This window comes from Streptomyces sp. CC208A (genome assembly GCF_030010625.1).
Lineage (GTDB): Bacteria > Actinomycetota > Actinomycetes > Streptomycetales > Streptomycetaceae > Streptomyces.
Map to the genome: position 1 here is coordinate 231218 of NZ_JASCXN010000002.1, position 17868 is coordinate 249085.

A 17868-nucleotide genomic window follows, 5' to 3' on the forward strand; every position below is an offset into this window, starting at 1 on the left:
CGCGTTCGCCGTGGCGGAAGCCCCGCCGGCGGGTCGGCGGGGGCGCGGACGCGGATCCCGCCGCGCGAGCCGCAGCCCTGGGACACCGCGGCGGGCGGCCGGCGGACGAGCCCGGCACGTACGCGAGGGAAGCCGGACGCGGCGTCGTCGACCGCCGCCCCAGCGCTGCTCCGGACGCACCCGAGGGCGCTTGACCCGCAGGACTTCGCCAGGGTGGGCGACCCGATCGCCCGCCCGAACCGGCCTGAACCGTTCGAACCGAGCGAGGAGCACCCATGCCGCAGCCACCCGCCGACCTGCTGATCCGTGCCGCCGTCGTCCACACGCTGGAGCCCGGGCAGGGCCCCCAGCGGGCCGTCGCCGTCAGGGGCGGGCGCATCATCGCGCTCGCACCCGCCCCGGACGGCCTGGACCATGTGACCGGACCCGTCACCGAGGTGGTCGACGAGCCCGGAGCCGCCGTCCTGCCGGCGTTCGACGACACCCACACCCACCTGATCCTCGCCGCCTACAGCGTCCATGACGTGCCCGTCCACCACGCCCGGACCATCCCCGAGTTCCTCGGCCTCATCCGCGAGCGCGCCGCCACCACTCCACCCGGCGAATGGATCCGCACCACCACCAACTGGCAGGAACTCGACCTCGCCGAACAACGCCTCCCCACCGCGGAGGAACTGGACCGGGCGACCACCGACCACCCGGTGCTGGTCAAGCGCGGCGGGCACAACGACGTGCTCAACTCCCACGCCCTGCGTCTCGCCGGCATCACCGCCGACACCCCGCAGCCCGAAGGCGGGATCATCGAGCGCGACGAGGAGGGCCGCTTGACCGGCCGGCTGATCGACAAGGCGATGGCCCTGGCGGAGCGGCTGCTCCCGCGCCCCGACCTGGACGGCCGGATCGACGGCCTGCGCCACGCCTCGCGCGACTACGCCGCGACCGGCATCGGCACCGTCCGCGACTGCATGGTCCCCGTCGAGGACCTGGAGGTGCTCCGCGCCGCCCGCGAGGCGGGCGCACTCGCGGTCCGCGTCCGCGCCCTCGTCTCCGGATTCGGCGTCCGGACCCCGGCCGGGATCGACGGCCTGCTGGACCGCATGGAGCCCTGGCGGCACACGGACGACGCCTGGTTGCGCGTCTGGGGCGTGAAGTTCGGCATCGACGGCGGGATCGAGGCCGGCGCGCTCGACGAACCGTACGCGGACCGCCCCTGCTACCACGGCCACCTGCTGTGGGAGCCGGACGCCTTGGCGGACGCCGTCGACCGGGTCGTACGACGCGGCTGGCGGGTCGGCGTCCACGCCTGGGGCGACCGTGGCCTGCGTACCCTCCTGGACGTCTACGAGACCGTGCTGCGGCGCCGTCCCGGCCTCCCGCAGGGCACCCTGGTGATCGAGCACGGCGGACTGGCCCGGCCCGACCAGCGAGCGAGAGCCGTCCGGCTCGGCATCCCGGTGACCGTCCAGCACCCCCTGCTCCACGACGCGGCCGCCGCGCAGATCCGCGCCTGGGGGGCCGACCGCGTCCGCGACCTCTTCCCGCTCCGGGAATGGATCGACGAGGGCGCCCTGCTCACCGCGGGCTCGGACTTCCCCGTCGGGCCGTACGGCGCCATGACCTCGGTCTGGGGCATGACCACCCGCCAGACCGTCGCGGGCGCCCGAGGGCCCGAGCACGCCATCCGCCGCGACGAGGCCGTCGCCCTGCACACCTCCCACGCGGCCCGTCTGCTCGGCGAGTACGACGACCGGGGCGGCCTCGCGCCCGGAAAACTGGCCGACCTGACCCTGTGGCCCACCGACCCCATGACCTGTCCCGTCGAGGAACTGGCGGCGCTGCGCCCCACCCTCACCGTGGTGGGCGGCCGGACCGTGCACGACTCCCGGGGCCGTGCGGCCCGCTGAGCCGACCGGCTTCGAGACGTGTGGCACCGCGATGAGAGGCGGGGCCACGGACATACCGATCAGGACTGCCGAGGCAGCCACGAGGAAGGGAACAGCAGCCGTGAGCCTTGTCGTCAGGACGACCGGAGGCGCGGTCGAGGGTGTCGCCCTCGACGGACTGAACGTCTTCAAGGGGATTCCCTTCGCCGCGCCCCCGGACGGCCCGCTCCGCTTCCGGGCGCCGGAACCCGCACCCGGGTGGGAGGGCGTACGCCCCGCCCGCGCGTTCGGTGCGGCGCCGCCGCAGCTGCCCCTGGTGCCCGGGATGCCCCGTTTCTGGAACCCCGAGGACGGGCTCGACTGCCTGACCGTCAACGTCTGGACGCCGGGCGGCGGAAGCGACCGGCTGCCCGTGATGGTGTGGATCTACGGCGGCGGCTGGAAGAGCGGGACCTCCAGCGACCCGGCGTACGACGGCGCCGTGCTCGCCCGTGGCGGTGTGGTGATGGTGACCTTCAACTACCGGGTGGGCTTCGAGGGCTTCGGCACCGTCCCCGGCGCCCCCGCCAACCGCGGCTTCCTCGACCAGATCGCGGCGCTCCGCTGGGTCAGGGAGAACATCGCGGCCTTCGGCGGAGACCCCGACAACGTCACGGTCTTCGGCGAGTCGGGCGGGGGAGCGTCGGTCGCCGCCCTGCTGTCCGCGCCCGCCGCGCGCGGGCTGTTCCGGCGGGCGATCGTCCAGAGCATCGCGGGCCGTTATCTTCCGCGGGAGGAGTCCGAGCGGATCGCCGCCCTGACGGCCGAAGCCCTGGGCATCACGCCGGAGGAACTCGCCGGCGTCGCACCGGAGGACCTGCTGTCCGTCCAGGACGCCCCGCTCGCGGCGATGGCCGCGGACCCGGGGGCGTGGACCACCCCGGAGACGATCACCTCCTTCTCGCCGGTCATCGACGGCGTCACCGTCGTGGACAAGCCCTGGCTCGCCCTGCGCACCGGAGTGGCCCGCGACATCGACCTGATCTCCGGCTTCACCCACGACGAGTTCACGATGTTCGCGATCGACCGCGGCCTGATCAGGCCGAGCGCCTCGGCCCTGGTCAGGTCCCTGCCCGCCCTCGCCGGAATGGCCGTCGGCCGGTTCCGCGACCGGAAGTCGCCCCGAGCCCCCCGCGTCAAGCGGCGCGTCGGCACGGTCGACCTGGCCGCCACCGCCGGGCACCTCGGCCTCGACGCGTCCGCCCCGGCCGACTACCGGGCCGCGTATCCCGGCCTGAGCGACGCCCGGCTGTACACCGTGATGTACTCCGACGCGCTCTTCCGGATGCCCGCGCTCTGGCTCGCCGAGGCGCACACCGCCGCGGGAGGCGTCAGCCACGTCTACGACTTCACCTGGCCGAGCCCGGCGCTGGGCGGCGCGCTGGGAGCCTGCCACACCGTCGACATCCCCGCGACCCTCGGCAACACCAGCAGCCCGCTCGCCTCCTTCGTCCTCGCGGGCCGGCCGCCTTCCGCCGGCTACGACCGGATGTCCGAACAGCTCCGGGCCGCCTGGATCGCGTTCGCGGCCACGGGAGACCCGGGTTGGCCGCCGTTCACCGCGGAGGACTCCCTCACCCGTATCTGGGACGTCGAACCCACGGTCACGGCCGACCCCCTCGGGGCCTCCCGCCGCATCTGGAAGCAGCTCTCCGGTCTGTGACCCGAGCCGTCGGCCGGGCCGGTACCCCGGGCACCGACCTGTTCCCGCTGATCGCCGCGGCAGGAGCGGGCATCGCCGTCGGCGTCGTCGGGCAGGCGGCCCTGGCCGCTGCTGCGCACCGGTCCGAAGCAGGGACGACCGGCATCGCCCCGGCCGCGGCGGGGGGCCACCGCCCCCGCCCCGCGGCGGCCGGGGCGCTGATCGGCGGGGGAGTCTCCGGACCGGACGTCGTTCTGCTGACGGTCGTCCCGGTCGCCGGGTGGCGCCCATCGCTCTGGCGCTCGCCGTGCGCACGTGTCACGGCAGGGGAACCGGAGCCGGTGACGTGCCGCCCCGGCGACCGGCCGGGCACCACTGTCCGCCCCGGCCGCCGGCGCATGGGACGGCGCCGCAAGGGGGGTGGGCCCCGTGCGGACAGCACGGGGCCCACCCCCCCTTTCCCCGGTGGTTACAGGGCCACGGGCGATGTGGGGCCGGGACGGTCAGGGGTGCGTCGACCGGTTCCAGAAGGCGCACTGGTGGGCCGAAGCGAAGGCGTCGGACATATGGATGGCATCCGGCTTCAAGGTGAGGACCTCGTACCCGGGGCCGACCGGGGACCACCGGGGCAGGCCGGGCACGTCCGGCCTGCCGGACCGGGCGAACGCGCCCCAGTAGCGCTTCACCGTGTCGGCGAACCGGTTCTGCACGGGAGTCAGCGGCGTGTGGGTGAGAGCGAAGTCGTGCACGTAGGCGAGTTCGGCGCTGTGGCCGTTGGCCATGTCCAGACCGGGCACCTGGGCCCCCAGGAGCGTGGGCGAGGCCGGGTCGTCGAACTCGTAGGCGTACGTGGGCACCTGACGGGCGAAGGCGCGAGCCGTCTCGACCGTGGGGCAGGCGAAGAGCGAGTCGGTCATGAGGGCGGACATCGCGAGGTAGGGGCCGACGCGGTCGGACAGCGGGTAGCGGGTCAGGACCTCGGTGGCGGCCGGGCCGTACTGTGCGTGGATCTGTGCCGTGTACTGGTCGGACGTCAGATGGGGCTGGGACAGGGCCACGAAGAACCTGCCCTCGGCGCGGGTGGTGCCGATGAGGACCGGCACCCTGTTCCACGTGCCTGAGGCGATGGCCTCGGAGGGCTGGTGCGGCAGCAGCCCGTCGCCGTACGCGGGCCCGGCGACCGGGATGTTCTGTGCGGCGGTTTCCAACGCCTGGACGGGCGCTTCGCGCAGGCAGGCCGCACGGCTCCGAGGGTCCGGGCATCCGACTGCGGCGGCGAAGGATTCGGCCTGCGCCCGTGCCTGTTCCCGGCTGGGTGCCCGCAGCAGCGAGCAGGGGCCGCTCTGCAGGATCGCCCGGCTGAAGAGGCCGGAGGCCCGGGGCGAGGCGAGAAGAGCGCAGACGGAGCCGCTGCCCGCGGACTGGCCGGAGACGGTGATGTTCCCCGGGTCGCCGCCGAAGGCCGCGACGTTGTCACGGGTCCAGGTCAGTGCCGCGATCTGGTCCATCAGGCCCCAGGAACCGGATCCGTTCCTGTTCCCGTCGGCGAGTCCGTCCAGGTCCAGGTAACCGAGCCGGCCGAGCCGGTAGTTGATGCTGACGACGACGCTGTCGGTGAGCCGGGCCAGGGTCTGGCCGCCGAACTGGGTGCCCGTACCCTGCGTATACGCTCCGCCGTGGATCCAGAGGATCACCGGCAGGCGCGATCCGGGGCGTGCCCGGTGCGGACGGTAGACGTCGAGGTACAGACAGTCCTCGCTGACGGCGGTCGGGTCGGCGAGACCGAACGGCGAGAACTGCCGGCATGCCGGCGCCTGTCGTGTCGCCTGCCGTGGGCCGGTCCAGCGCTGGGCCGGGCGGGGCGGGCGAAAACGCCAGGCGCCCACGGGCGGTGCCGCGTAGGGGACGCCGAGGAACGCGTGGGCCCCGCCGAGTGCGCTGCCCTGGAGCAAGCCCTGCTCCACCACCACGACCGGACGTTCCCGAGCCGGGGGTGGTGGTCCCGCCGCGGCGGGGGGGCGAGAACAGGGTGAGGGCGAGCAGAGTGGCGACGCCCAGGACCAGGCGCAAGGCGTTGCCGACGGCCGATGATCTCAACGGTTCTCCCTGGGGAAGGTGGAGGCGAGGGCGTACCGGGTGGCCTCGGATCTCCTCACCGAGACCACCCGGCGTCGTGCACGGGAAGGGGCGGCCGACAACGGCGCTCCGCCGCTACGGGCGTTCCGCCGCTACGGGCGTTCCGCCGCTACGGGTGTCCCGCCGCTACGGGCGGAGTCCGCGGAGCAGGGCGGCGGCCTTCGCGACGTCGACGGGCCCCGTGTTCCAGTCGGCGGTGATGGGCGTCAGCGACACCTTGTCCGCGCGGAGCGCCTCCACGTCGCCGCCCTTCGCCGGGGTCCGCAGGTCGACGGTCACCGAGACCTTCCACGTCCCGTCCCCGGAGTCCGTGTAGTTCGGCTTCAGGATCTGCTGCCCGTCCTGCGTCGTGACGGCCGTGCCCTTGGCGAGGCCCTTGCCGTCCTCGCCGACGACGGGGTGGTTGATGTTGAGGCCGACGCCTTCGGGGAGGAGACGGGCCGAGCGGGAGCGCTTGCGCAGGTGCTCGATGAGCTCGGCGACGAAGTCGCTGGTGGGATGCATCGCGTTGACGGTCGACTCGAAGACGGGGACGGAGAGACCGCCGGTGCTGACCGCGAAGGCGGGCACGCCCGCCTCCAGGGCGGCGACGGCGCCGCCCACCGTGCCGGAGTGGGTGGCTATGCCGGCGACGTTGGTACCGAAGTTGGCGCCGGAGACGACCAGATCGGGGGCCTTGCCGGCGAACACGGCGGAAAGGCCGAAGGCCACGGCGTCGCCCGGGGTCCCGTCGACCGCCCACACCTTGGGCCGCGGATGCCGTACGGTCACGGAGCTGCCGGTCGACATCTTGGTTCCCGTACCGCTCTGGTTGGTCAGGGGAGCGACGATGGTCACGTCGTGGCCCGCGGCCGCGAGCCGGTCGGCCAGGATGCGGATACCGGGGGCGTCGAATCCGTCGTCGTTGGTGATCATGATCCTGAGGGCCGTTGCCTCCCCCGTATCGGGCTGCGCCCCGACCTGCGCCGTAGCCGGGGTGGCCGTGGCCAGAACGGGGGTGCAGAGGAGCACGGCGGCCAGGGACAGCAGTCGTGTACGTCTCACGCGGAACTCCTTGGGAGGGAAGGGGATGTGCGGGGGTCGGTGCGCCGAGGCTCGGCCTTCGCACGGCCTCGGGCTCGCGCGGGATGGTCGGCGAGGCGAGAGAGGGATGGTCGGCGAGGCGTGCGAGAGGGAGTCGGCGCACGCCGCGGTCCGGTACGACCGCGAGCGCGCCGAGCGGGGCGACCTCGGGAGCGGTCGTGACACCACCGGTTTCCGTCAGGATGTTTGTGTCGCACGGAAGATGAGCAGAGGGTGCGAGGCCGCTCCTGGGCGGGAGCCGTCGTGTGCAGCCGACAGGAGAGGGGAGGCGGCGGGCTGATCGGGAAGCCGGACCATCTGATGGGTTACACGTGTCATCTATGCGGTGCCTCCTGTGTAGCACTGATCCCTCGCGGGCGCCAGGCGTCGATTCGGATTCCGTCGCAGTGTTCTTGGTGGCCGACGGTGAAGTCGCAGGTGTCACGTGTAACTATTCGGAATCGATGGGGCCTCGGGTTCGCGCGTCGCGCTCGTATCTCTTGTGCCGTCGGCCGAGAACACCCCATCCTCGGGCGTGGAGCGTCACTCGTGACGCACACCGACGCGACGGCGGTGGCGCTCCCTGAGCGCCGGCCCGCCGTCGGCCGTGAGGCCGGGGACCCTGTGCGTGACACGCCCGGGCGACATCCCGGTGGTCACGTCGGTGCTCCCCTGACTCCCACGAAGGATCCGCCTTCGGCCGCGCCCCCGTTGATCGGCCGTGCCCTCGAAAGGTGTGCCGTGCTTGATCCGTCCACTTCTGATGTGTCGCGCTCCGGCGCCCCTGCGGTACATCCCGTACACCCCGTCCCCGCACTTCCGGCACGGGGGACTCCCGCCCTCGGGCTCGTGCTCCTGTGCGTCGTCATGGCGGTGGGCGTCCGTCTGCGCACCGCGGGAGGCGCGTCCGGCCTTCAACCGCTGGACGATCGCTGGCTGCGGCTCATGGGTGAACCGCGAGCCGGTGCCCTTCACGATCTGGCCAACGCCCTGGACCTGTTGGGAGGCCCGCCCGGCATGCTGGTGCCGCTGGCGTTCTCGGGCTGTCTGTGCGTCTACGGGCGGTGGAGGTCGGGGCTCTTCGTCTTCACTGTCGCCGTGTTCGGGAGCGGTGTGGTCGTACCGCTCCTCAAGTCGGTGGCCGGTCGTCCCCGGCCGCCGCACCCGTCGGTGCTCGTGAGCGACGGCTCCTTCCCGTCCGGACAGGTGTGCGCGGCGGTCGCGCTCGTGATCGCCGTGGCCGTCGTCGCGTTCCGGCCGCGGGTCAGGACCTGGTGGTGGGCGTTCGGAGCTCTCTACGTCGGCGCGATGGTCTGGAGCCGGACCTGGCTGCACACCCAGTGGCTGACGGACGCGCTGGGCGGCGTACTGGCGGGCGCCGGTACCGCGCTGCTCCTGTGGTGCGCCTTCGCTCCTCTGCTGCGCCGCGAGGCGATCCGGATGGCGACCGGCAGGCTGTGGGACTGAGGAGAGGACGGGGCCCGGGCGTGGATGCGGGCGGTCGGCCGCGCCGATCCCTTCAAGTCCGGTGACCGGTCGTCAACCGGCTTCGCTCGACGGCGTCCACGGTGCCTTGACCGGTCGGGGCGGTGGTCTTCCCTTGCCGGGGCGGCCGGTCCCTTCGCGGACGCGCTGCTCGGGCCGGTTGCCGTCCGCCCGTTCCCCCTGCCGGACGGGTGCGCTGGTGGCGGTGCGGGAACGTGGCGGTGCGCGAACGTCGTACCGCGTAGCCGAGCAGGTCGCCGAGGCCCTCGGCGAAAGCGTGGTTCGTGTCCGTCCCGCGCGCTGACCCAGGCGGTTGGACGAGGAGGCGGCGTACCCGTTCCCGGCCGGGCGCCACGGCCGCGCTTGTGAGCGTACGGGGGAGCGGGGCCGCGCGACGGACCCGCCGGACGGTGGCCGGCCGCACGGAGCGGACGGAGGCACAAGACCCGGGCGTCCCGGGGAGGGCGGAACCACCCTCCCCGGGACGCCCGGGCGGCCGAGCGCCGCGGATCGTGCCCGGCGGATCACTCCCGTACGCCGGCCAGTTCCACCGCCCGGCGGCGCAGGGCGAGTGCGGCGGGGGCCACGGACGAGACCACGGCGAGCACCGCGCAGGTGGCCGCGGACAGGCCGATGGCCGTCCACGGAAGCTCGACGGTGGTCCGCACCGACAGCAGGCCCAGGGCGCTCCACATGCCCGCCAGGTTGACGCCGGCGACGAGGAGCCCCAGCACTCCGCCGACCGCCACCACCATCAGCGCCTCGGCACCCACCAGGCGCAGCACCTGCCGCCGGGTGGCCCCGGCCAGGCGCAGCACGGCGAAGTCCCGGACCCGCTCGGAGGTGGCCATGACCATGGTGTTGGCCACGGCGATGCCGGTGTAGAGGAGGGCGATGCCGAGGACGAGCAGGAGGCCCGTCCGGGTCGTCCCGTGCGTCCGGGGGGAGTTCGCCCGCACCCACTGGTCCCGGGTGAGGACCTGCCCGCCCGAGGCGTGCACCGCCGCCCGCAGGCCGGCGGCCACCGCGTCCGCGTCGGCGCCGTCCGCGAGGGCGACGTCGACACGGTCGACGGTCGCGCCGGGGGCGTTGCGCGGGGTGACGTAGACGCCGTTGTCGCCCGTGCCGGTGGCCATCACCGCGGCGATCCGCAGCGTCTTCTCCGTACCGTCGCCGAGCCACACCCGCACACGCTGTCCGACGGTGTGGTTCTGCCACTCCTCGTTGACGACGACGGAGTCGTCGTCGAGGTCGCTCACCCGCCCGGACGTGATCGGCAGGCGGACGGTGGCGGCGAGCGGGCCGGGTTCCGCCGCGCGGGCCTCGTTCCTGTGGAGCGACACCCCGTCCTCCAGGACGTGGACGGCGGTCGACGCGGTGGCGGACACCTCGGTGCCGGGCACCTCGCGCAGGCTCCGCAGGGTCGCCGGGTCGAAGCCCGTGCCGCTCGCCGGGGTGACGACGAAGGCGGCGGCCGTCCGTTCACGCACCTCGGTGGCCTTCGCCTCGTTCAGCGTGGCGGTGGCGCCGAGCAGCGATCCCGCGAGGGCGACCGTGACGAGGACGGGCGCCGCGACCGCGGCGGTGCGCCGCACACCGGCGGCGGCGTTCTCCCGCACCAGCATGCCTCCGGCGCCGGGCAGCCGGGCCGGAAGCCAGGCGATCAGCCGGGTCAGCGGGCGCACCACCACGGGCGCGAGCAGCGCGACCGCGGCGATCGACAGCATCGGCCGGCTCACATACGTCTTGCGGTGCAGCAGGTCGCCCGGGTCGCCGAGGAGAGCCAGGCCGAGGGTCACGACGGCGGTCAGCAGCAGCCCCGTGCCGAACAGCAGGCGGCCCCGGGTCATCGTCCGGGTGTCGACGGACGCCTCGCGCAGCGCCTGGGCGGGGCCGGTGCGGCCCGCCCGCCAGGACGCGGCCACCGCACCGCACACCGCGACGAACAGGCCCGTGGAGAAGGCCGCCCAGTAGGGCCAGGTGGCGTCCCCGATGCGGAACCAGGCCGGGGCCAGGCCGTCGTCGACGACCCGGGCGGCCAGTTCGGGCGCGGCGTACGCGCCGAGCACGCAGCCGGCGGCCGAGGCGAGCACGCCGACCAGGAGGGCCTCGGCGAGGACCATCCGGCGGAGCTGCCCCGGCGTCGCCCCGGCCGTCCGCAGCAGCCCGAACTCCCGGCGCCGCTGGGCGACCGAGAACGCGAAGGTGGACGCCACCACGAACACCGACACGAAGGCGGTGACCCCGCCCGCCGTGCCGAACAAGGCGTTCATCGCGACCAGGGCCTCCTTGTCCCGGTCCGGGGCGGCGTCGGCGTGGCGGCGCTCGTCCCCCGTGAGGACCCGTACGCCCTCGCTGCCGCGCACCGCCGCGCGTACGGCCTCCGCCTCCGCCTCCACGACCAGCTGGGTGCTGGTCGGCGCCAGCTCGGCGGCCCGTGCGTCGGTGTGGAACACGGCGTTCTCGAAGCCGCGCCCGGCCACGGTTCCGACCACGCGTACCGTGCCGTGACCGGTCAGGACCCGCTCGCCCGGCTTCGCCCAGTCGCCGCTGACGACGACCTCGTCGGCCGCGCGGGGCGCGCGCCCCGCGTCGAGCTCGTACGGGGCGAAGGCGGCGGTGGACCAGGGGTGGCCCACCAGGTCGCCAGGACCGCCTTGGGCCCGTACGGCGAACGACCGGTCGGGGACGACGGTTCCCAGCCGTTCCAGCCGTGCGACGACCTCCGCCGGCACCGCGTGCGGATGGGCGAGCTTCCCCGTCCGCTCGCCGATCGCGGTGGGCACCCGCAGGGTGTCCGCCCCCTTGACCACCACCGGAGCGGCGGCGAACCGCTCCGGACCGCGGTCGGGCGCGGCCGGCGAGGAGGCGAGCGCCAGGCCCATGACGGCGAGCAGCGCGACACCGAGCGAGAGCGCGACGAAACTTCCGGCGAAGCCGGTCCAGCGGGTGCGCAGGGTGCGCAGGGCGATGCTCAGCACGGTACGGCCTCCAGCCCGGTCATGCGCGCGGCGATGCCGTCGGCGCCCGCTCCGACGAGCTCCCCGTCGACCCGTCCGTCGACGAGGAAGACGACCCGGTCGGCGTACGAGGCGGCCACCGGGTCGTGTGTGACCATGACGACCGTCTGGCCCTCGGTGTCGACCATGCGGCGCAGCAGGGCCAGCACCTCACGGCCGGTCCGCGAGTCGAGCGCCCCGGTCGGCTCGTCGGCGAAGAGCACGTCGGGGCGGGTGATCAGGGCACGGGCGAGCGCCACCCGCTGCTGCTGGCCGCCGGACAGCTCCGTCGGCCGGTGGCCCGCCCGGCCGCCGAGCCCGACCTGTTCGAGGACCTCGCGCACCCGGGCCCTGGCCGGGCGCCGGCCGGCGAGCCGCAGGGGCAGCGCCACGTTCTGTTCGGCGGTCAGGGACGGCAGCAGGTTGAACGCCTGGAAGACGAACCCGACGCGTTCGCGCCGCAGGAGGGTCAGCTTCTTCTCGCTCAGCTCCGTCAGTTCGGTCCCGCCCACGGTGACCGACCCCGACGTCGGGCGGTCGAGCCCGGCGGCGCACTGCAGCAGGGTCGACTTGCCCGAGCCGGACGGGCCCATGACGGCGGTGAAGGTCCCCCTGGGGAAGGAGAGCGACACCTGGTCGAGCGCCCTCACCGCGCCGTCGCCGGAACCGTACTCCCGGCTGACGGAGCGCAACCGGATCGCGTCCTCGTTCATCGTGTCCTCACTGTTTCGGTGTCGGTCCTCCCCGCCCCACCCGGCGGCGGGACGGTGACTCCACGAAACCGCGGAACGGTGCCGCGGCGCAGTGCGGCAGGACCGAGACCCGGGGTAGGGCCAGGCATACCCCCGGTCCACCCCCTGGACCGATGGCACCGGGCGGCGCGGGCCTTCTACGGTGGCGGCCATGGACCCTCGGAACGTGTGGCAGGCCATGTCCAGGCCCGGTTATCTGCTGTCGGCGTGGCCATGGCGCGCCGTCGCCTATCTGCTCACCGGCGCACTGGCGGGCGTCGTCGTCCTGGGCGCGCTCCTCGGCGCGGTGGTCGCCGGCGGCGTCCTCGCCCTCGTCCTGGTGGGGCTTCCCCTGCTCGCCGCGGTGGCCCTCGCCGGCGTCCCGGTGGGGTGGGCGGAGCGGTACAGGCTGCGCCTGCTCGACCGGGACCCGGCCCCCGACCCGCACCGGGCGCCCTCCGCCGCGGGGTTGCGGCCGTGGCTGGCGACGCGGGTGAGGGAGCGGGCGACCTGGCGGGAACTCGGCTACACCCTGCTCTTCGCCGGACTGCTGTGGCCGGTCGACGCCCTCGCGGTCGTGGTCGGTCTGCTCGCCCCGGCGGCCATGGTCGCGACCCCCGTCCAGATGGCCACGGTCGGCGACGGCCAGGAGGCCAAAGTGCTCAAGGTGTGGACCGTCACCGGCTGGCCGGAGGCCTGCGCCGCCGCCGTGCTCGGACTGCTCGCCCTGGCTCTGGGCGGCTACCTCCTGGGGGTCGTGGCGGGTGCGCGGGCCGGGCTGACCCGGCTGCTGATCGCGCCGGACGAGGGCGGGTTGGGGGCCAAGGTCGTGGAACTCACGCGCTCGCGCGTCCGGTTGGTGGACGCCTTCGAGACGGAGCGGCGGCGCATCGAGCGCGATCTGCACGACGGCGCCCAGCAGCGCCTGGTGGCCCTCTCGCTCACGCTCGGTCTGGCCCGCCTGGACGCGCCGTCGGGGCCGCTCGCCGACCAGCTCGCCAAGGCACACGAGGAAGCGGGCGCGGCGCTCGCGGAACTGCGCGAGCTCATCCACGGCATCCACCCCAAGGTGCTCACGGACTACGGCCTCGAAGCGGCCGTCGCCGACGCCGCCGACCGCAGCACCGTCCCCGTCGACGTCGACCTGCGGCTCGCCGGACGGCTGCCCCGGGCGGTCGAGTCCGCCGCGTACTTCGTCGTCCGCGAGGCCCTCGCCAACGTGGAGAAGCACAGCGGGGCACACCGCGCCGAGGTGAGCGGAGAACACCGGGACGGCCGCCTGGTACTCCAGGTGCGCGACGACGGCAGGGGCGGCGCGGAGACCCGGGCCGGCACCGGAACCGGCAGCGGCCTGACCGGACTCGGGGACCGGGTGTCGGTCCTGGATGGCAGACTCTCCCTGTCCAGTCCGCCCGGCGGACCGACCCTGTTGCGTGTGGAGATCCCGTGCGAGTGGACCGAGCGCTTCGTGTAGTGCTGGCCGAGGACGGCGTCCTGCTGAGAGAGGGCCTCATCGGCCTCCTCGGCCGCTGCGGCCACGAGGTGGTCGCGGCCGTGGGGGACGCCCCGGCGCTCCTCGCCGCGGTCGAGGAGCACGTCCCGGACATCGTCGTGACGGACGTGCGCATGCCCCCGTCCTTCCAGGACGAGGGGCTGCACGCGGCGGTGCGGCTGCGCGAGAAGCGGCCCGCCCTGCCCGTCCTCGTCCTCAGCCAGTACGTGCAGCGGGCCTACGCCGCCGAGCTCCTGGACTCCGGTGACGGAACGGGCGTCGGTTATCTGCTGAAGGACCGGGTGGGCCAGGTCGAGGAGTTCGTCGACGCCCTGCGGAAGGTCGCGGACGGCGGCACCGTCGTCGACCCCGAGGTCGTCCGTCAACTGCTGCGCCGCCGCCGGGATCCCCTGGAGCGGCTCACCCCGCGCGAGCGGGAGGTCCTCGCGCTGATCGCCGAAGGCAGGTCGAACGGCGCGATCGCCCGCGCCCTGGTGGTGTCCGACGCCGCCGTCGGCAAGCACATCGGCAGCATCCTCACCAAGCTGGACCTGCCTCCCACGGACGAGACCCACCGCCGCGTCCTGGCGGTCCTCGCCTACCTGCGGGCCTGAGCGGCGCCCCCGCGGACGGCGGAGGCGCGCTGGACGAGCCAGGTGACGGCCGCGCCGTAGCCGACGCCGAAGACCAGGGAGACCGCGAGGGCCAGGTGCTTCGAGAAGTCGTCGAAGAGGGGGTAGACCTGCCAGTGCGTCAGGTAGATGGAGAGCGACGCTCCCGCGAGCAGGCCGGCCGCCTGGTTGACGCGGCGGACGCTGGGGAGGGTGGGGAACCACACGAGGAGGCAGAAGCCCGCCATGACGAACAGTTCCCGGCGCGGCTCGCCGGGGAAGAAGCCGGGGACGGCGGCCAGGGCCGTGGCCGTCACCAGGAGCCGGTGCGGCACGGTGCGGGCCCGGGCCGCCGCCCAGCCGAGGGCGAAGAGCCAGAAGACCGTGACCGCGTCGGTGATCTGGGCGCGGGCCGGCAGGCCCACGAGTTCGTAGCGGGTGAGCAGGCCGATCGCGACCAGGGCGACCGGAAGGCCGTACGGGAAGCGGAGCTCCAGGCGGTGGACCGCGGGGACGGCGAGCAGGGCCGTCAGGACGAGCAGGACGTAGACGAGGGCCTCGACGAACCAGAGGTGGATCCCGGGCCCCATGTCCTCCGGCCAGAGCGCGTTGTGCAGGAGGAGGACGTTGGACAGGTCGTAGTCGTCGCTGATGAGGAGCGCGAAGGCGGTCCACGCCATGGTGGGGACGGCGATCCGCGCGATGCTGCGGCCCGAGCGGCGTATCCGCCCGCGGCGCTCGGGCGAGGCGAGCAGGAAGCGGGCGAAGTTGAACCCTGCGACGGCGAGCAGCAGATGGGCCCCGCCCCGGAGCTCGAAGAGGCCGATGTGCGAGCCGACGACGCACACGATGGCCACCGCACGCAGCAGGACGCTGGTCTCCACGCTCCGGCGCCGTGACCGGCGGGCCGTGCCCCGTTCCTCCTCGGGAAGCTCCTCCCGTTCCTCCAGTTCGCGGATCGTGGCCGTGTGCCAGTGGAGCGGCAGCCGGCCCAGGCGTTGTTCAAGGCGGAGGGACATCTCGACGTACGACAGGGAGTCGCCGCCGAGGGAGACGAAGGAGCTGTCCGGCGTCACGTCCGTGCGGTCCAGGATCCGGGCGTAGAGCGCGCACAGGTCGTCCCCGTCCCCGTCCTCCTGTCCGGAGCCGCCGGTCGGGACCGCCAGTGCGCGTACGGCCTGGTAGTCGGGCTTTCCGGTGGGGAGCCGGGGGAGTTCGGGCAGCAGGTGGACGTGGACGGCGCGCGCGGGCAGGCCGCACTCCTCCACCACGCGCCCGCGGATCCGCCGCTCGTCCCAGCCCGGCTCGCGGACGACGGCGAGGACGAGGCCCTCGTCGTCGCCCGCGCACAGCGCGTCCAGGCCGTGCCGTTCGAGCAGGGCCTCGATCCGCTGGGGGTCGACCCGCAGGCCGAGGATCTTGAGGAAGCGGCTGCGCCGGCCGACTATCTCGTACAGGCCGGTGCCGGTGCGGCGGGCCAGGTCGCCGGTGCGCAGGGCGTCGACCGTACGGCCGAGGGCGAGGTCCTCGGGGGAGTGGGCGTAGCCGAGCATCACGTTCGGGCCCGTGTAGACGAGTTCACCGACACCGTCGGCCTCGGGCGCCTCCTCGGCCGGCTCCAGGCGGAAGGAGCCGCCGGGGACCGGGACGCCGATCGCCGACGGGTTCGCGACGGCCAGCGCGGGCGGCAGGTACGCCATGCGCGCGGTCGCCTCGGTCTGGCCGTACATCACGAACAGGTCCCAGCCGCGCCGCTGTCCGAGCCCGGCGTAGCGCGCGACCCGCTCGGGCGCGAGCCGGCCGCCGGCCTGGGTGACGTACCGCAGGCGGGGGAGGTCCATGTCGGCGAAGCCGACCCGGTCGAGGAGGTCGAAGGTGTACGGGACGCCGGCCAGCGCCGTGCAGCCGGCCGTCCGGAAGAGCTCCCAGAAGCAGGCGTCCGCCACCGACAGGCCGGTCAGGACGACCCCGGCGCCGCGCAGCAGATGGCTGTGGATCACGGACAGGCCGTAGCAGTAGTGCATCGGCAGGGTGGTGGCGGCGCGGTCGGTGTCGCGGATGCCGAGGTACGCGGCGATCGACTCGGCGTTGGCCTGGAGGTTCTCGTACGAGAGCCGGACCAGCTTGGGGGAGCCGGTGGAGCCCGAGGTGCTGAGCAGGAGCGCGAGGTCGGGGTGGAGGGTGTGGGAGGAGCCGGGGTGCCGCTCCTCGAACCGCCACTCCCCGTCCTCCTCGGGGTGGACGACGACATCGGGGTCGTACGCGGCGGTGAGCCCGGCGACCGCCTCCGGGTGGTCGCCGGGCACGAGCAGCACCACGTGGCCGGCCGACAGCGCCGCCAGGTGGACGACGAGCGCGCCGAGGCTGTTGGCTCCCGGCAGCAGGACGAGCCGCCGCTCCGGGCCGAGCCGCCGTGCGGCGTCCTCGACGCGCCCGGCCAGCGCACGGTACGAGAGCGCGCCGTCGGCGGTCACGACGGCGGTGCGGTCGCCGTGCAGCGCGAGGTCACGGGCGAGCGGGAGGGCGTGGCCGCCGACGGGCGGGGCGGGGAGGAGCGTCACGGGCGCATGCTAGGTAAGCCTTTCCTCATCGGAAAGAGGGGGGTGGGGTTCCGGATACCGGTTCGCGACCCCGCCGTTATCGAAGCCTGACTTGACCATTAGGTTAGGTTTACCTTATCAATACCGTATTCACAGGTTTGTTTGACATCAGGTTCGTCCGACACGGCGACACCAGTCGACAGATGACGGCAGGAAGGCCCCACCCGTATGCGCCGCCCCTTGGCCCGCACCCTCACCGCACTCGCCGCGGCCGCTCTGCTCGGCCCCCTGCTCTCCGCCTGCGGCAGTGACGAGCCGGCCGACCTCGTCATCTACTCCGGCCGCAACGAGAACCTCGTGAAGCCGCTCATCGAGAAGCTGGAGAAGCACCTCGACGCCCGCGTCGAGGTCCGCTACGGCGCCAGTGCCGAACTCTCCGCCCAGCTCCTCGAAGAGGGCGACAAGACCGAGGCGGGACTCTTCCTCTCCCAGGACGCCGGCGCCCTCGGCGCGCTCTCCAAGGAGCAGCGCCTCGCCCCGCTCCCGCAGGCCACCCTCGACAAGGTCGACGCGGCCTACCGCAGCTCGGCCGGCGACTGGGTCGGCACCAGCGGCCGCGTCCGCGTCCTCGCTTACCACCCCGACCAGGTGGCCACGCCCCCGAACAGCGTCCACGAGCTGGTGAAGCCCGAGTGGAAGGGCAGGATCGGCTTCGTCCCGACCAACGCCTCCTTCCAGGCCTTCGTCACCGGCATGCGCGTCCTGGAGGGCGACGAGGCCACCCGCACCTGGCTCAAGGGCCTCAAGGCCAACGAGCCCAAGTCGTACGACAACAACCTCAAGGTCCTGGAGGCCGTCGACAAGGGCGAGGTCCCGCTCGGCCTGATCAACCACTACTACTGGTACGAGCAGGCCGCCGAGAAGGGCGCGGACAAGCTCAAGGCCAAGCTCCACTACCTGCCCCAGGGCGACCCCGGAGGCCTGGTCAACGTCGCCGGCGTCGGTGTCCTCAAGGGCGCCGACGACAAGCAGGCCGCGTTCGCCCGGAAGGCCGTCGACTACTTCCTCTCCGCCGAGGCCCAGAGCTACTTCGCCGAGGAGACGAAGGAGTACCCGCTGGCCGCCGGAGTGAAGCCCGCCGAGGGCGTCCCCCCGCTGGAGACCCTGCAGCCGCCGAAGATCGACCTCGGCAGGCTCGACTCCCTCAAGCAGACCCTGGCCATGCTCCAGGACGTCGGACTGGTCTGA

The 17868-nt window shown here is 73.8% G+C and carries 11 protein-coding genes; 6 read left to right on the forward strand and 5 right to left on the reverse strand.

The annotated features are described in order from the left end of the window. The first annotated feature begins 275 nt into the window (after window positions 1-275). Together QK442_RS03325 and QK442_RS03330 are read left to right on the forward strand one after the other, a co-directional pair. Entirely contained in the window at window positions 276-1904 is a 1629-nt protein-coding gene (locus QK442_RS03325; protein ID WP_282692249.1) for an amidohydrolase, read from the forward strand. Between the two features lie 100 nt (window positions 1905-2004). Next, window positions 2005-3585 (forward strand): carboxylesterase family protein, encoded by a 1581-nt coding sequence (locus QK442_RS03330; protein WP_282692250.1) that lies wholly within the window; start codon window positions 2005-2007, stop codon window positions 3583-3585. A gap of 482 nt (window positions 3586-4067) precedes the next feature. Here QK442_RS03330 and QK442_RS03335 read toward each other — a convergent pair whose 3' ends face one another. After that, window positions 4068-5534 carry a carboxylesterase family protein gene (locus QK442_RS03335; protein ID WP_282692251.1) on the reverse strand — a complete coding sequence of 489 codons (1467 nt, stop codon included), beginning with the start codon at window positions 5532-5534 and terminating at the stop codon, window positions 4068-4070. A 292-nt stretch (window positions 5535-5826) separates the two neighbouring features. Beyond that, window positions 5827-6744: a 5'/3'-nucleotidase SurE gene (gene surE / locus QK442_RS03340; protein ID WP_282692252.1), complete on the reverse strand. Its 918-nt coding sequence runs from the start codon at window positions 6742-6744 to the stop codon at window positions 5827-5829. 963 nt (window positions 6745-7707) lie between these two features. On the opposite strand from surE, the gene QK442_RS03345 reads away from it, so the two are divergent. Further along, the gene (locus QK442_RS03345) at window positions 7708-8229 is read left to right on the forward strand and encodes a phosphatase PAP2 family protein (RefSeq protein ID WP_282692253.1); all 522 of its coding nucleotides are present in this window, start codon (window positions 7708-7710) and stop codon (window positions 8227-8229) included. A gap of 542 nt (window positions 8230-8771) precedes the next feature. On the opposite strand, the gene QK442_RS03350 is transcribed toward QK442_RS03345, so the two are convergent. After that, a complete protein-coding gene (locus QK442_RS03350; protein ID WP_282692254.1) occupies window positions 8772-11228 on the reverse strand; it encodes an ABC transporter permease in 2457 nt (818 codons plus the stop codon). Next, complete coding sequence (locus QK442_RS03355) at window positions 11222-11959, reverse strand: ABC transporter ATP-binding protein (protein ID WP_282692255.1); 738 nt, start codon at window positions 11957-11959, stop codon at window positions 11222-11224. Before QK442_RS03355 ends, QK442_RS03350 begins: the two co-directional genes overlap by 7 nt. A gap of 190 nt (window positions 11960-12149) precedes the next feature. Between QK442_RS03355 and QK442_RS03360 the strand changes: the two genes are divergently transcribed. Continuing rightward, window positions 12150-13451, forward strand: a complete 1302-nt coding sequence (locus tag QK442_RS03360; RefSeq protein WP_282692256.1) for a sensor histidine kinase — start codon at window positions 12150-12152, stop codon at window positions 13449-13451. Then, window positions 13424-14083, forward strand: coding sequence for a response regulator transcription factor (locus QK442_RS03365; RefSeq protein ID WP_282692257.1), 660 nt, complete (start codon window positions 13424-13426; stop codon window positions 14081-14083). Before QK442_RS03360 ends, QK442_RS03365 begins: the two co-directional genes overlap by 28 nt. Here QK442_RS03365 and QK442_RS03370 read toward each other — a convergent pair. Then, the gene (locus QK442_RS03370; protein WP_282692258.1) at window positions 14068-16641 is read right to left on the reverse strand and encodes an AMP-binding protein; all 2574 of its coding nucleotides are present in this window, start codon (window positions 16639-16641) and stop codon (window positions 14068-14070) included. The two genes, QK442_RS03365 and QK442_RS03370, sit on opposite strands and share 16 nt — an antisense overlap. A gap of 207 nt (window positions 16642-16848) precedes the next feature. On the opposite strand from QK442_RS03370, the gene QK442_RS03375 reads away from it, so the two are divergent. Then, window positions 16849-17868 carry an iron ABC transporter substrate-binding protein gene (locus QK442_RS03375; protein WP_282692259.1) on the forward strand — a complete coding sequence of 340 codons (1020 nt, stop codon included), beginning with the start codon at window positions 16849-16851 and terminating at the stop codon, window positions 17866-17868.

What these genes read in the sequence shown, in the direction of transcription:
- QK442_RS03325 (WP_282692249.1), top strand. Translation starts at nt 276, where the DNA reads ATGCCGCAGCCACCCGCCGACCTGCTGATCCGTGCCGCCGTCGTCCAC.
- QK442_RS03345 (WP_282692253.1), top strand. Translation starts at nt 7,708, where the DNA reads ATGGGTGAACCGCGAGCCGGTGCCCTTCACGATCTGGCCAACGCCCTG.
- QK442_RS03355 (WP_282692255.1), bottom strand. Translation starts at nt 11,959, where the DNA reads ATGAACGAGGACGCGATCCGGTTGCGCTCCGTCAGCCGGGAGTACGGT.
- QK442_RS03360 (WP_282692256.1), top strand. Translation starts at nt 12,150, where the DNA reads ATGGACCCTCGGAACGTGTGGCAGGCCATGTCCAGGCCCGGTTATCTG.
- QK442_RS03375 (WP_282692259.1), top strand. Translation starts at nt 16,849, where the DNA reads ATGCGCCGCCCCTTGGCCCGCACCCTCACCGCACTCGCCGCGGCCGCT.